Here is a 14,067-nt window from a genome sequence, read left to right as displayed (position 1 = left end):
TGGTGGATAGGAAGAAGGATGAAGAGAGATCTGTAGCTTATATGTGGTTTTGAAGATACATGGAAAAGACACCTGTGAAAGGTGTTTCTTTTCATATATCAGTAAGAAAAAGGATATAGGGGATTGGTCAAATGGTATGACAGGAGTCTCCAAAACTCTTAGCGGGAGTTCGATTCTCTCATCCCCTGTTTGAAAAGCTCAGTTTAACTGAGCTTTTTTGCTGTCCATGATTTTTATATGGAAGGCGAATGTCTTGTGCCGCGGCAGGGCAAACTTTTTCTGTGAAAGACGGAAGAAACGGGGAATTTATTATGATGGAAAAATTTCAATACGATGGAATCATCCATGAGATACCGGATAAAGGGGGAGCGTATGTGATTTTTCCCTGGGATATCCGGAAAATATTTGGAAAAGGCAGAGTAAAAGTACATGCAAAATTCGATGGTGTCCCTTATGATGGCAGTATTGTTAATATGGGGGTAAAAGATCCAGATGGAAATGTTTGTTATATCATTGGAATTCTGAAATCTATACGGACAAAACTCGGAAAGGGAGAAGGAGATTCGGTTCACATAGAGATAGAAGAGCGCTGATATAAAGAGAAGAAAAAGACCAGGACCGTGCAAGAAAACGGAACTGGTCTTTTTCTTCGGGATAAACAGGTGCTTTGATTAGAGTTCTGTCTCGTATTTCCAGTCTGCGATACCACCGAATTCATGGATGTTTGTGTACCCAAGTATGGCAAGCTTTTTAGCTGCGATGCGGCTTCTTTGACCGGACAGGCAGTAGACTAGAATTTTCTGATCTTTGTCCGGAAGCTCCGGTATTTCACGGTTTGTGATGGATGGATTTGGAAGATTTACAGCTCCTTTGATATGTCCGTTGGAATATTCTTCCGGATTTCTGACATCCAGCACAATAACGTTTGGTTCAGTATCCATAAGGTGTTTTGCTTCTTCCTGAGTAATATGTTTGTATTCCATAGAGTGTCATCCTTTCTTTGAGGGTTTCGTATGTGTATTTGCTGCGGAGCCATTTACAGCTCTTTTATATTATAATCAGTATATCACATTTCATAAAAAAATCTGTGACCATATCACGGACAGATGTAAAATCGAGAACAGGAGAGTGCTGCAAGGAATCCGGCATTGAAAGAGACTAAAGAACATGCTATACTTGTTTGGAATCGTTATGTTTTAAAAAACAGTACGGTATTTAAAAAGAGAACGGAGAATGAAGATGAAACTGATCAGGACGGAAGATGCGAAAGGATGCATCTTATGCCATGATATCACACAGATCATAAAAGATGAGAAAAAGGGACCGGTCTTTCGAAAGGGCCATGTGGTAACAGAAGAGGATATTCCAGTGCTTTTGAGTGTTGGAAAGGAGCATCTGTACGTATGGGAGAAGGAGGAAGGAATGCTCCATGAAGACGAAGGGGCGGAAATCCTGAGAAAGATCTGCCAGGGAGGAAGCGCCGAGGAGGCGGCATTTGATGGAGTTGAGAAGACATTTCGATATATGAAAGCGACGGAGGCAAAAGAAGGAAAGATCGAACTGATTTCTGATGTTGACGGGCTGTTCAAAGTCAATTCCGATGCGCTTCGTGCAGTCAACAGATTCGGACAGATGATGATCGCCACACGCCATGGGAATACGGAAGTAAAGGCTGGAGATAAACTTGCAGGGACAAGGATTATCCCTCTTGTGATCGAGGAAAAAAAGATGCAGGATGTCGAGAAAGCGGCCATGGAACTTACCGGTGGAGAACCTGTTTTGAAAATACTGCCATTTCAGAAGAAAAAAGCGGCTGTTGTGACAACCGGAAGCGAAGTATATAAAGGAAGAATACGTGATACATTTACACCTGTTCTGCTTGAAAAACTGTCGAAGTATGATGTGGAAATTATTGGGCACAAAGTCTGTGACGATGACCATGAGATGGTTACGATGACGATTCAGCATTTTCTGGAACAAGGTGCAGACATCGTACTTTGCACTGGGGGAATGAGCGTAGATCCGGATGACAGGACACCGCTTGCCATCAAGAATACTGGTGCTGATATTGTGACATACGGTGCACCTGTGCTGCCGGGAGCGATGTTCATGCTGGCGTACACGAAAGAAAAGAAAGCGATACTCGGACTGCCGGGATGTGTAATGTACGCGAAAAGGACGATTTTCGACATTGTACTTCCACGGATCCTTGCAGATGATGAAATTGCGCAAGAGGAGCTTGCTGATCTGGGAGAAGGAGGACTTTGCCTTGGATGTCCTGTCTGTACGTATCCAAACTGTGGGTTTGGAAAATAATATCTGGAGGAGTATATGGAATTTACACATTTTGACAAAGAAGGAAATGCCGCCATGGTAGATGTGGGGGGAAAGGAAATAACAAGAAGAGAAGCGGTGGCAGAAGGATATATCGGTGTCTCCGAACCATGTTTCCAGAAGATACAGGAGGGAAGCATGAAAAAGGGAGACGTGCTGGGGGTGGCACGAATTGCGGGGATTATGGGAGCTAAGAAGACAAGCGAGCTGATACCGCTTTGCCACACGCTGAATCTGACAAAAGTGTCGGTGGACTTTGACGAGGTGGGAAAAATGGATGGAAAGAATCCAAAGAAATGTTATATCCGCGCCAGATGCACCGCGCGATGTGAAGGGAAAACGGGAGTGGAGATGGAAGCACTGACAGGCGTTCAGATCGCACTTCTTACGATTTATGATATGTGTAAAGCGGTGGACAAAAGTATGGAGATGACAGATATCTCACTGCTTTATAAAGAAGGAGGAGCATCCGGAATATATGAACGAAAGAACGATTGATTACCTGAGGATTTCTATCACAGACAGGTGCAATCTCAGATGCAAGTACTGCATGCCTTCTGATATAGAAAGTTTGCCGATGCGAGAGATCTTGACATACGAAGAGATCGCAGAGATCGCAGAGGCAGCTTCTGAAAGTGGGATCCGGCATCTGCGTATTACGGGAGGCGAACCGCTTGTGAGAAAAGGATGTGCGGACTGTATCCGCATGTTGAAAAGCATCCCTGGGATTGAGACTGTGATGATGACTACAAATGGCATTTTGTTGAAACAGTTTCTTCCAAAACTTTTGGAAGCAGGTATTGATGGAGTGAATATCAGTCTGGACACCCTCGATAAAGAGAAGTATCGGGAGATAACGGGAACAGATGGTCTTGCCTTAGTTCTGGGGGCTGTGGAAGCATGTGTACAGTCAGGTGTCCGAACAAAAATTAACGTGGCGGCGGCTGAGGAGATCAACAAAGAAGAAATACCGGATCTTGTCAGGATTGCGGAGAAAATGCCTGTGGACGTCCGCTTTATCGAAATGATGCCAATTGGATATGGAAAGCAATTTCAAAGCTTGGATAACAGGGCGCTTTTGGAGAAGATCCGGGAGCTGTATCCAGAAATCTATCCTGCTGAACAAAAAGAAAAGGCTGGGTTTGGACCGGCAGTATACTATCAGATACCGGGATTTGCCGGAAGAATCGGGTTTATCTCCGCCATGCACGGGAAGTTCTGCAAGGAATGCAATCGCCTGAGACTTACGAGTACTGGCCAGCTGAAATATTGTCTCTGCTATGATGACGCGGAAGATATGAAAAGCATCGTGCGAAGCGGGATGGATAAAGAGATGCGGAAAAAACGGATCCGACAGATTTTTCTGGAAGCAGGGAAGAAAAAACCTTCCGGACACTGTTTTGAGAATCCGGAGGACATCAGTGAAAATAAAAAGATGAGCCAGATTGGAGGATGACACAGATGGACAAAAAGAAAATCATCGGTACCGTAAAGGCGATTTGTATAAGTGAGAAACGGGGAACGGAAAAAAAACCGGTGCAGAAAGCTTTTTTTAGGAAGGACTACGGGATTGAAGGCGACGCACATGCCGGCAACTGGCATCGGCAGGTTAGTCTGCTAAGCTATGATAAAGTGCTGGAATTTAATCAAAGAGGCGCGGATGTTTCGGACGGCGCATTCGGAGAGAATCTTGTAGTAGAAGGCATCGATTTTCGTTCACTTCCGGTGGGGACGATCCTCACATGCGGGGATGTGGTGCTGAAGATGACTCAGATTGGGAAAGAATGTCATACGCATTGTCAGATCTATCATCGGATGGGCGAGTGCATTATGCCGACGCAAGGTGTGTTTGCGGAAGTTCTTTCATCCGGTGTGATAAGGGAAGGCGACAGCATGACGGTCAGGATTCCAGATGGCACAGAGCCGTTCACTGCAGCTGTGATTACTATGAGTGACAAAGGAAGCAGGGGACTTCGCGAAGACAAGAGCGGGCCGGCCATGGAGACGGCGCTTTTGGAGGCAGGATTCCGTGTGATAGAAAAGCAGATTCTTCCGGATGAGAAGGAAAGATTAAAAAAAGAGTTGATCCGGCTTTCTGACCAAAGACAGGTGGACCTGATTTTAACTTCAGGAGGTACTGGATTTTCCGAAAGAGACACGACACCGGAGGCTACATTGGAAGTGATGACAAGGAATGCGCCTGGTATTGCAGAGGCAATCCGATATGAATCCATGAAATATACGAAGAGAGCCATGCTTTCCAGGGGAGTTTCTGTAATACGGGAAAAGACGCTCATCGTAAATCTCCCGGGAAGTCCCAAAGCGGTAAAGGAAAGTATGGAGATCATTTTGGACAGTGTTATCCATGGGCTTGGGATTTTAAAGGGAAGCGAGTCTGAATGCGGTAGATCGTAAAAAGGGTGTAAACAGAAGAAAAAGGCGGAAAAAAATGAAAAAAAAGATTTTGGCAGGGATGATTGCAGCGATTATGGTATTCTCTTTAGTTGGATGCCAGTCAGAGGAAAAGAAAGAGGAAACAGAAACAAAAAAAGAAGAGACAAAAGTGGAAGGGACTGTCACACTGGCAGCTGCAGCTTCGTTGGAGTACGCGTTTACGGAAAAGCTGATCCCGGAATTTGAAAAGGAATACCCGGATGTAAAAGTCGAGGGAGTTTATGATTCTTCCGGAAAGCTTCAGCAGCAGATTGAGGCAGGACTCGGAGCAGATATTTTCTTCTCGGCGGCAGAAAAGCAGATGAACGAGCTGAATGATGAGGGTATGATCGACAGTGATACGATACTCAATATGCTGGAAAATAAGATCGTGCTCATTACCCCTTCTGTCTCGGACAAGACATTTGCTTCATTCGAAGATATAAAGAATGCAGGTACCGTTGCGCTGGGAGATACAGCCAGCGTTCCGGTGGGGCAGTACTCACAGGAAGCACTTACCTCTCTTGGACTGTGGGAGGAAGTGTCCGCGAAGGCAAGCTTCGGAACGAATGTGACGGAAGTGCTGAACTGGGTGGCAGAGGCATCTGCGGACTGCGGCATCGTTTACGCGACGGATGCAGCTACGACGGATAAAGTGAAAGTCATGGCGGAAGCACCGGAAGGTTCTTTAAAATCACCGGTTCTCTATCCGGCGGCAATAACAAAAGATGCGCCGAACCCGGAAGCTGCGAAAGCATTTTATGATTTTATCACATCGGACGAAGCTTCGGAAGTGTTTGAATCTTACGGATTTTCAGACTACAGAGATGTAAAATAGGAGGCAAGTGAACAATGGACTTTTCTCCCGTATGGATTTCATTGAAAACAACCGCCTGTGCATCTGCAGTTACGTTCGTGCTGGGAATTCTTGCGGCCTGGGCGGTCATGTTTATCAAAGGGAGGCGGCTGAAGGCGGTTGTGGACGGGATTTTGACGATCCCCCTTGTCCTGCCGCCTACAGTTGCGGGTTTTTTTCTTCTGTATTTGTTCGGTGCCCGCCGTCCGATCGGAAGCTTTGTTGAAGACGTGTTTGGATTTCGCATTGCCTTCTCCTGGTTTGCCACGGTGCTTGCTGCGGTCATAGTTTCTTTTCCGCTGATGTACCGATCGGCAAAAGCCGGGTTTGAACAGATCGATCAGAATATGATCGAGGAGGCCAAAATGATGGGACTTGGGAAATGGGGGATCCTGTGGAAGATTTTGTTTCCATGTACATTTCCGTCCATCCTGTCCGGAATGATCCTTTCCACTACACGGGGGCTTGGCGAGTACGGGGCCACCGCAATGCTGGCCGGGAATATCCCGGGGAAGACGAGGACGCTTCCGCTTGCAGTTTACTCCGAAGTGGCTGCAGGAAACATGGATCGTGCATGGATTTATGTGGCTGTGATTCTTGGGGTGGCATTTATTGCTGTGTGGATCATGAACATGACGGCAAAGGCGGACAGAGAGATCAAAATGTAGAGGAGGAGAGAAAAGATGGCAGAAGTGATACAGCCGGGGCTTCGGCTTACATTTCAAAAAGATGAGCGTTTTTTTGGACCCGGTGTGGCAGAACTCCTGGAATATATTGAGGAAAGAGGTTCCATCCAGGCAGCGTGCGCCAAAATGGGAATGTCCTATTCCAAAGGATGGAAGATCATAAAGCGCGCAGAAAAGGAGCTTGGTTTTGCTTTTTTACATACACACAACGGAGGAGCACATGGCGGAAAGAGTGAACTGACTTGTGAAGGGAAAGAATTTCTGCTAAAATATCGGGGAATGGAAAACAGACTGAAGCAGGAGATGGAAAAACTGTTTTCACAATATTTCGGATAACGAAAACACAGGGGGATAAAAAGTGGAGCAAAAAGGAAAGTGGTTTGTGAGGGGGATCAAAGACGGGGTTCCCATCGGACTTGGTTATCTGGCGGTATCGTTTACACTGGGAATTGCATCGAGAAAGGCAGGACTTACCTCGATTCAGGCAGCCCTCATGTCGCTTACAAATCTGACATCAGCAGGCGAGTTTGCCGCGCTGTCTTTGATCACATCCCAAGCGGCATACGCGGAGATGGCGTTCACGCAGCTGATCATCAATCTTCGGTACTGTCTGATGTCCTGTGCGCTTTCACAGAAGATTGATCCGAGGGCGGGGATAGGGCACAGATTTCTTGTAGCCTTTGGCGTGACGGATGAGATTTTCGGAGTGTCCGTTGCCTCATCTGGAAGATTGAGTCCATTTTACTCTTACGGCATGATGTCTGCAGCAATTCCCGGATGGACGATCGGGACATATGTTGGAGTTGTATCGGGGGAAATCCTGCCGGACAGGGTGCTGAGCGCCATGAGCGTTGCTCTGTACGCAATGTTTATTGCGGTCATCATACCACCCTGCAAAGAAAACAGAATCATTGCCGGTATCATCGTGACCGCGATGGCGGCAAGCACGGCAATGGCGTATCTTCCCTGGGTAAGGGAGATATCGTCGGGAATGAGGATCATCATTCTGACTATCCTGATCGCGGGGGCTGCAGCGATACTTTTCCCGATAAAAGAGGGGGAAGAGGAGGAGAACGATGGAGCATAATATTTATATCTACATTCTTGTGATGGCGCTAGTTACCTACGGCATCCGGATGCTGCCGCTTACGCTCATACGGAAACAGATCAGACATAAAACAATCCGGTCTTTTTTATTTTATGTGCCGTATGTTACATTGGCAGTTATGACATTTCCAGCGATTTTGACGGCAACAGACTCTGTGTGGTCGGCGGTGCTGGGACTTTTGGCGGCCATCTTTTTGGCCTATCGTGGAAAAAGTCTGTTTCAGATAGCCTGTGGTGCATGTGCAGTTGTGTGGATCAGTGAAGTGATCATTTTCATGTAATGAAGAAGCGGAACATTGAGAAGTGTCCGTTTCTTTTTTTGATGTGTGGACAGCAGGACGAAGAGAGAGACCATTCTGCGCTGTGTGTTGCGGTTTTTAAGAGAGTTTGTTACAATAAACAGAGAAATGAAAGAAACGGAGGAAGAGTGTAATGACCTATGATGAAATTTTGAAAGAAGCAAGAACCTGTATCGGGAACTATTGTAAGGCGTGTCCGGTATGTAATGGGCGTGCATGCAGAAATCAGATCCCGGGACCTGGGGCAAAAGGGGTTGGGGATACAGCTATCCGCAATTACGATAAATGGCAGGAAATCCGTGTCAATATGGATACGATCTGCGCTAATAAACCGGTAGATACATCACTGGAGATCTTCGGTCACACGATGAAATATCCATTTTTTGCAGGACCAGTAGGAGCAGTCAATCTCCACTACGGGGAGAAGTACAACGATCAGTCGTATAATGATGTCCTGGTTTCGGCCTGTGCAAAAGCCGGAATCGCTGCGTTTACCGGCGATGGCGTGGATGCAGATGTCATGAAATTTGCAACGGAGGCGATTGCCAAAGAAGGCGGAATGGGAATCCCGACGATCAAACCGTGGAACCTGGAAACGATTCAGGAAAAAATGAATCAGGCACAGAGTGCCAATGCATTTGCGGTGGCCATGGATATTGATGCTGCAGGACTGCCGTTTTTGAAAAATATGACCCCTCCGGCCGGAAGAAAATCCGTAGAAGAGCTTCATAAGATCGTGAGAATGACAAATGTGCCGTTTATCGTAAAAGGGGTAATGACGGTTCGCGGTGCACTGAAGGCAGAAGCAGCAGGGGCAGATGCTATCGTTGTATCCAATCACGGAGGAAGAGTGCTGGATCAGTGTCCGGCCACAGCGGAAGTGCTTTCGGAGATTGCAGACGCTGTAAAAGGAAAGATGAAGATATTTGTGGACGGAGGAATCCGTTCGGGTACAGATGTATTTAAGGCGCTGGCACTGGGAGCAGACGGCGTTCTGATCTGTCGTCCATTTGTGACGGCTGTATTCGGAGGCGGAGAAGAAGGCGTGAAAACATACATCGAGAAGATCGGAGCAGAGCTTGCCGATACGATGTCCATGTGCGGAGCCGATTCTCTGAAAGAGATTACAAGAGATATGGTAAGATGCTAAGGCAAGGGGCGGAAAATCCATATGAGTAGAACAACGGTTATGACGAGCGGAAACATCTGGAAGCAGATTCTGTTTTTTTCGATTCCGCTCATTCTCGGAAACCTGCTCCAGCAGCTTTACAATACTGCGGATTCCATTATCGTGGGAAATTTTGTCGGGAGCGATGCGCTGGCGGCTGTGGGATCAAGCGGTTCACTGATCAACCTTCTGATCGCTTTCTGTATCGGTGCATCCGCTGGAGCCGGAGTCGTCATTGCACAGCATTATGGGGCTGGAGATGAAAAGGGAGTACAGACAGCAGTTCACACGACCATTGCCCTTGCCGTCATCGCCGGGGCAGTCATTATGGTTCTTGGCATCGTGGCAAGTCCGATCCTTCTGAAATGGATGGGAACTCCAGCCCAGGTAATGGATCAGTCTATTCTTTATCTGCGGATTTACTTTGGCGGATTGATATTCAATGTAATCTACAACATGTCAGCCGGGATTTTAAATGCGGTAGGAAACTCCAGAAGGTCGCTTGTCTACCTGGCAGTGGCATCCGTTTCTAATATTGTGTTGGATTTGGTATTTGTCGTGTTTTTCAACATGGGCGTAGCGGGTGTCGCCATCGCCACCGATATCAGCCAGGTTTTGTCCTGCATCTTTATCCTGCGGTTTCTTGTAAAAGTGGACGATCTTTACCACTTAAAAATGAAAGAGATCAGATGGAACGGGAAGATGGGGATGCGGATCATCAAGATTGGACTCCCGACAGGGATTCAGAATATGGTAATCTCTTTTTCAAATGTGCTTTTGCAGTCCAGCGTCAACACATTTGGGGCAAAGGCGATGGCAGGATTTGCGGCTTACATAAAAGTAGATGGATTTAATATACTTCCGGTCATGAGTTTTAGTATGGCAGCGACTACTTTTACAGGACAGAACATCGGGGCTGGAAGGATTGACCGGGTAAAGAAGGGAATGTGGGTCACGCTGGCCATGGGATTTGTGTATACGATCGTGACAGGGGGCCTGCTTCTTGCATTTTCTGATCAGATTATCGGAATCTTTACATCCGATGCAGATGTCGTCTATTATGGAACGCTGGCGATGTGGTATTTCTGTCCATTCTATTTTATTTTGAGTATTATGCACGAGATGGCTGGTACGATCCGTGGAACCGGAAAGACCGTGCCGCCAATGCTCATCATCCTGTTTTCGCTGTGTGTATGCAGAGTATTGTGGGTACAGTTTGTGGTTCCGTATTTTGAAACGATCCGAGGGGTATACTTGTGTTACCCAATATCCTGGGGAATCGGGGCAGTTCTGATGATTCTGTATGCATGGAAAGGAAAATGGATGCCGGAAGAGTTAAGAAAAAAACAGGAGGAATAAAGATGTTGCTATTTGTTGAATATCCGAAATGAACGACATGTAAAAAGGCCGGGAAATGGCTGGAAGAAAAAGGCGCAGAGTTTGAAAGGCGCCATATCATAGAACAGAATCCAACAAAGGAAGAATTAATGGAGTGGCATCAAAAAAGCGGTCTTCCGCTGAAGCGCTTTTTTAACACGAGCGGTATGAAATATAAGGAACTGGGACTCAAAGACAGACTTCCTCAGATGAGTGAGGAAGAACAGTATGAGCTGCTTGCCACAGACGGAATGCTCGTCAAGAGACCTCTTCTTGTTGGGGAAGACTTTACTATACCTGGATTCAGAGAGAAAGATTGGATTGAGAAAATGAATAAATAAAAGATAAATAATTCATTTTTAGTCAATTTTACCCTGTTTTTTTGATAATAAAGCTGTTATAATGAATCAACTGCTAACAAAAAATTCAAAAACAGGGGGATACTATGAATGATATTTTGTCAAAAGTAAATGATTTCCTTTATACGTATCCGCTTTTGTTCTTACTTGTAGGTACAGGAGTGTATTTTACTGTGCGGACAAAAGGGGTGCAGCTGCGTCTGCTTAGAGATGCACTCAAAGTGATCCTGGAAAAAGGAAAAGAAAAGGATGGAGTGAAGCAAGTTTCCTCCTTTCAGGCGTTGATGATCTCGACTGCTTCACGTGTGGGGACAGGAAATATCGCCGGCATCGCGACAGCTATCGCGGCAGGAGGTCCAGGATCTGTTTTCTGGATGTGGCTGATGGCACTGATCGGCGGTGCATCCGCATTTGTGGAGAGCACATTGGCACAGGTCTACAAAGTGAAAGACGGAAAAGATTTTCGAGGCGGTCCGTCCTATTATATGGAAAAGGCTCTGAAAAAGAGATGGCTTGGCGTAGTCTTTTCCGTTCTTCTCATCATCTGTTTTGCATACGGTTTTAATGGACTTCAGTCCTACAATATGTCTTCTGCGCTGGAATATTATATCCCAGGGTACACGGACACGATTTATCCGGTCTTTGTGGGAGGTATTATAGCTGCAGCGACGGCGGCGGTCATCTTTGGAGGCGTCCACAGGATTGGCTTTATCACATCAGTCATCGTGCCGGTCATGGCCATGGGATATCTTCTTCTGGGAGCTTTTACGATCGTGACACATATTACAGTTCTTCCGGAAGTGTTCGGGATGATCTTCCGAAATGCTTTTGATTTTCGTGCCATGTTTGGCGGTATGGCCGGAAGTGCGGTAGTCATTGGTATCAAGAGGGGACTTTTTTCAAATGAAGCAGGGATGGGAAGTGCACCAAATGCGGCAGCCAGTGCTTCTGTCTCCCATCCGGCCAAACAGGGGATGGTGCAGGTTGTCTCCGTATTTATTGATACGATCCTGATCTGTTCGGCAACTGCGATGATGCTTCTCGTCTCAGGAGTGGAAGGAGTGCCGGCAAAACTGGATGGTATTTCGTTTGTCCAGGCAGCCATATCCGTCAATGTAGGAAGCTGGGGGATCCATTTTATCACATTTTCTATTTTTGCCTTTGCATTCAGCAGTTTGATCGGAAATTACTACTATGCAGAGTCCAATATAAAGTTTATAAAAGACAACAAAGTTCTTCTTGCTGGATTTCGCATCACATGCGTGCTTGCTGTCTTTTTCGGAGCACAGGCGGAGTTTTCTCTGATCTGGAATATTGCGGATATCACGATGGGATGTATGGCAGCAGTGAATATTGTGGCGATTCTCATGCTTGGGAAAATAGCATTCAAAGTGTTGAAAGATTATGAAAAGCAGCGTAAAATGGGAGTTGATCCGGTATTTCGTCCCAAAAAACTGGGTATTATGGATACGGAATGCTGGAAGAAAGAATAGAAAAGGAAGTCTTGAAAATGAGGGAACAACTCACAGAGCATGATGTGGACAAGATCAAAGAGGAGATCGAGTACAGAAAGCTGGTAGTAAGAAAAGAGGCTATAGAAGCGGTAAAAGAGGCGAGAGCCCACGGCGATCTCAGCGAAAACTTTGAGTATCATGCGGCAAAGAAAGATAAAAACAGAAATGAGAGCCGGATTCGCTATCTGGAAAGAATGCTGAAAACGGCCAGGATTGTGGAGGACACTTCGAAAGAGGATGAAGTCGGATTAAACAATATGGTAGAAATCTATTTTGAGGAAGATGACGAGACTGATGTCTTCAAACTTGTCACATCCATCCGGGGAAATTCTCTGGACGGAAAGATCAGTATCGAGTCTCCTCTTGGGAAAGCCATATTGAAAAAACATGTGGGAGATCGAGTCACAGTAAAAGTGAGTGATGATTACAGCTATCATGTCGTTATCCGATCGATCCGAAAGACAACAGATGATGAAAATGACAAGATCAGGAGTTATTAAAACCTGTGTACACTGCGAAAAAGAATCCGGTATGCCGGATTCTTTTTCTATTGCAGAAAAGTCCCATCTCTTTTGTTTAAAACAGGAAAAAAGGCGCATACTAGCAAAAAAGAGGAAAAAGGAGAGAAAGAAAAATGAACGCAAATGCAGAGCTTCTGAATTTTGTCTACCAGAATTCCCAGATGGGGATCGACACATTGAGTCAGATCATCGAAATAGCAGAAGATGAAAAACTGAAAGAGTGTCTGAAAAATCAGAAGGAGAAATATGAAGAATTCCACAGAGAAGCTGCAAGGCTTCTGCGGGAAAACGGACACGATGAAAAATCCATCGGCATGTTCGATAAGCTGAAAACGTATTTTATGATCAATATCCAGACGATAAAAGACAAGTCTTCTTCTCATCTGGCACAGATGCTTATCGAGGGCAGCAGTATGGGAGTAACGAATGCGCTTCAGGATTTGAGAAAATATGAGAAGGCGGATACGGACAGTCTTCATCTGATGAGGAAACTTTACAAATTTGAAGAAAACAATGTGGAAAAATACAAACAGTTCCTATAAAAAAGAACGCAGGCTATCTGTCTTTGATAAGCGGATAGCCATAATGTTCATTAGAAATACTTACATATAGAAAGGCGATTACCACTGGAATACCAGTGGTAATTTGCGTTATAATGGAAAAGAAGCATGAAAAACAAACGGCAAAGGAGAAAATTCATGGAAATGTTATCAATCGAACAGGAACTGAAAGGCAATTCTTACCCGGGAAGAGGTATCATTATCGGAAAGTCACAGGATGGAACAAAGGCAGTGACTGCGTACTTCATTATGGGAAGAAGTGAGAACAGCCGAAACCGCGTATTCGTCGAAGAGGGCCAGGGGATCCGCACACAGGCTTTTGACCCGTCCAAACTGACGGATCCGAGCCTGATCATCTACGCACCGGTAAGAGTGCTTGGAAATAAGACGATCGTGACGAACGGGGATCAGACGGACACGATCTACGAGGGCATGGATAAGCAGCTCACATTCGAACAGTCCTTAAGATGTAGGGAATTTGAGCCGGATGCACCGAACTATACACCTCGTATTTCCGGTATCATGCATATCGAGAGCGGAACATATAACTATGCGATGTCTATTTTAAAGAGCAACGGCGGAGATCCGGACAGCTGCCACCGTTACACATTTGCGTACACAAATCCGAAAGCAGGAGAAGGACATTTTATCCACACGTACAAATGTGACGGAAATCCGCTTCCAAGCTTTGAGGGAGAACCAAAACTGATCTCCATACCGGACGACATGGATGTCTTTACAGATCTTTTGTGGAACAGTCTGAATGAAGACAACAAAGTTTCTTTATTTGTAAGGTATATTGACATCGCGACAGGCGAGTATGAAACAAGAATTGTAAATAAAAACAAATAGG

General features: G+C 45.7%; 18 protein-coding genes and 1 tRNA gene. 18 read left to right on the top strand and 1 reads right to left on the bottom strand.

Annotated features, from left to right (window positions below; all coding sequences use genetic code 11):
- The first annotated feature begins 117 nt into the window (after window positions 1–117).
- Window positions 118–188, top strand: a tRNA-Trp gene (locus ACLROL_RS05820).
- A 123-nt stretch (window positions 189–311) separates the two neighbouring features.
- Window positions 312–593 carry a DUF1905 domain-containing protein gene (locus tag ACLROL_RS05815; protein WP_330625634.1) on the top strand — a complete coding sequence of 94 codons (282 nt, stop codon included), beginning with the start codon at window positions 312–314 and terminating at the stop codon, window positions 591–593.
- Between the two features lie 78 nt (window positions 594–671).
- On the opposite strand, the gene ACLROL_RS05810 is transcribed toward ACLROL_RS05815, so the two are convergent.
- Window positions 672–983, bottom strand: a complete 312-nt coding sequence (locus ACLROL_RS05810) for a rhodanese-like domain-containing protein (RefSeq protein ID WP_087203058.1) — start codon at window positions 981–983, stop codon at window positions 672–674.
- 256 nt (window positions 984–1,239) lie between these two features.
- Here ACLROL_RS05810 and ACLROL_RS05805 point away from each other — a divergent pair, with 256 nt between their 5' ends.
- From ACLROL_RS05805 to ACLROL_RS05730, 16 genes are all read left to right on the top strand, one after another.
- The gene (locus ACLROL_RS05805) at window positions 1,240–2,316 is read left to right on the top strand and encodes a molybdopterin-binding protein (RefSeq protein WP_287448863.1); all 1,077 of its coding nucleotides are present in this window, start codon (window positions 1,240–1,242) and stop codon (window positions 2,314–2,316) included.
- A gap of 15 nt (window positions 2,317–2,331) precedes the next feature.
- On the top strand, window positions 2,332–2,832 hold the full coding sequence (moaC, locus tag ACLROL_RS05800) for a cyclic pyranopterin monophosphate synthase MoaC (RefSeq protein WP_087203059.1): 501 nt from the start codon (window positions 2,332–2,334) through the stop codon (window positions 2,830–2,832).
- Window positions 2,813–3,790 carry a GTP 3',8-cyclase MoaA gene (gene moaA, locus ACLROL_RS05795; RefSeq protein WP_413067470.1) on the top strand — a complete coding sequence of 326 codons (978 nt, stop codon included), beginning with the start codon at window positions 2,813–2,815 and terminating at the stop codon, window positions 3,788–3,790. The genes moaC and moaA overlap by 20 nt, the downstream gene beginning before the upstream one ends.
- A 5-nt stretch (window positions 3,791–3,795) precedes the next feature.
- Window positions 3,796–4,749, top strand: a complete 954-nt coding sequence (locus ACLROL_RS05790; protein ID WP_330620616.1) for a molybdenum cofactor synthesis domain-containing protein — start codon at window positions 3,796–3,798, stop codon at window positions 4,747–4,749.
- A gap of 34 nt (window positions 4,750–4,783) precedes the next feature.
- A complete protein-coding gene (gene modA / locus ACLROL_RS05785; protein ID WP_413067469.1) occupies window positions 4,784–5,605 on the top strand; it encodes a molybdate ABC transporter substrate-binding protein in 822 nt (273 codons plus the stop codon).
- Window positions 5,606–5,619: 14 nt separating this feature from the next.
- Window positions 5,620–6,291, top strand: coding sequence for a molybdate ABC transporter permease subunit (gene modB, locus ACLROL_RS05780; protein WP_087203063.1), 672 nt, complete (start codon window positions 5,620–5,622; stop codon window positions 6,289–6,291).
- 15 nt (window positions 6,292–6,306) lie between these two features.
- Window positions 6,307–6,645, top strand: a complete 339-nt coding sequence (locus ACLROL_RS05775) for a winged helix-turn-helix domain-containing protein (protein WP_221920386.1) — start codon at window positions 6,307–6,309, stop codon at window positions 6,643–6,645.
- Window positions 6,646–6,667: 22 nt separating this feature from the next.
- Complete coding sequence (locus tag ACLROL_RS05770) at window positions 6,668–7,396, top strand: AzlC family ABC transporter permease (protein ID WP_087203065.1); 729 nt, start codon at window positions 6,668–6,670, stop codon at window positions 7,394–7,396.
- Window positions 7,386–7,697: an AzlD domain-containing protein gene (locus tag ACLROL_RS05765; RefSeq protein WP_087203066.1), complete on the top strand. Its 312-nt coding sequence runs from the start codon at window positions 7,386–7,388 to the stop codon at window positions 7,695–7,697. Before ACLROL_RS05770 ends, ACLROL_RS05765 begins: the two co-directional genes overlap by 11 nt.
- 151 nt (window positions 7,698–7,848) lie before the next feature.
- A complete protein-coding gene (locus tag ACLROL_RS05760) occupies window positions 7,849–8,865 on the top strand; it encodes an alpha-hydroxy-acid oxidizing protein (protein ID WP_087203067.1) in 1,017 nt (338 codons plus the stop codon).
- A 21-nt stretch (window positions 8,866–8,886) separates the two neighbouring features.
- Window positions 8,887–10,242 carry an MATE family efflux transporter gene (locus ACLROL_RS05755; RefSeq protein WP_413067468.1) on the top strand — a complete coding sequence of 452 codons (1,356 nt, stop codon included), beginning with the start codon at window positions 8,887–8,889 and terminating at the stop codon, window positions 10,240–10,242.
- Window positions 10,243–10,244: 2 nt separating this feature from the next.
- Window positions 10,245–10,601, top strand: coding sequence for an arsenate reductase family protein (locus ACLROL_RS05750; RefSeq protein ID WP_087203069.1), 357 nt, complete (start codon window positions 10,245–10,247; stop codon window positions 10,599–10,601).
- Between the two features lie 104 nt (window positions 10,602–10,705).
- On the top strand, window positions 10,706–12,112 hold the full coding sequence (locus tag ACLROL_RS05745; RefSeq protein WP_413067467.1) for an alanine/glycine:cation symporter family protein: 1,407 nt from the start codon (window positions 10,706–10,708) through the stop codon (window positions 12,110–12,112).
- Between the two features lie 17 nt (window positions 12,113–12,129).
- The gene (gene greA / locus ACLROL_RS05740; protein WP_413067466.1) at window positions 12,130–12,633 is read left to right on the top strand and encodes a transcription elongation factor GreA; all 504 of its coding nucleotides are present in this window, start codon (window positions 12,130–12,132) and stop codon (window positions 12,631–12,633) included.
- Window positions 12,634–12,767: 134 nt separating this feature from the next.
- Window positions 12,768–13,196, top strand: a complete 429-nt coding sequence (locus ACLROL_RS05735) for a hypothetical protein (protein ID WP_087203072.1) — start codon at window positions 12,768–12,770, stop codon at window positions 13,194–13,196.
- Window positions 13,197–13,352: 156 nt separating this feature from the next.
- A complete protein-coding gene (locus ACLROL_RS05730) occupies window positions 13,353–14,066 on the top strand; it encodes an IMP cyclohydrolase (RefSeq protein ID WP_413067465.1) in 714 nt (237 codons plus the stop codon).
- The last annotated feature ends 1 nt before the right edge of the window (window position 14,067 follow it).

The organism is Sellimonas sp., assembly GCF_047234585.1.
GTDB lineage: Bacteria > Bacillota > Clostridia > Lachnospirales > Lachnospiraceae > Sellimonas > Sellimonas caecigallum.
The sequence above is the reverse complement of the archived record's forward strand: the minus strand, read 5'-3'. Positions and strand labels throughout refer to the sequence as shown.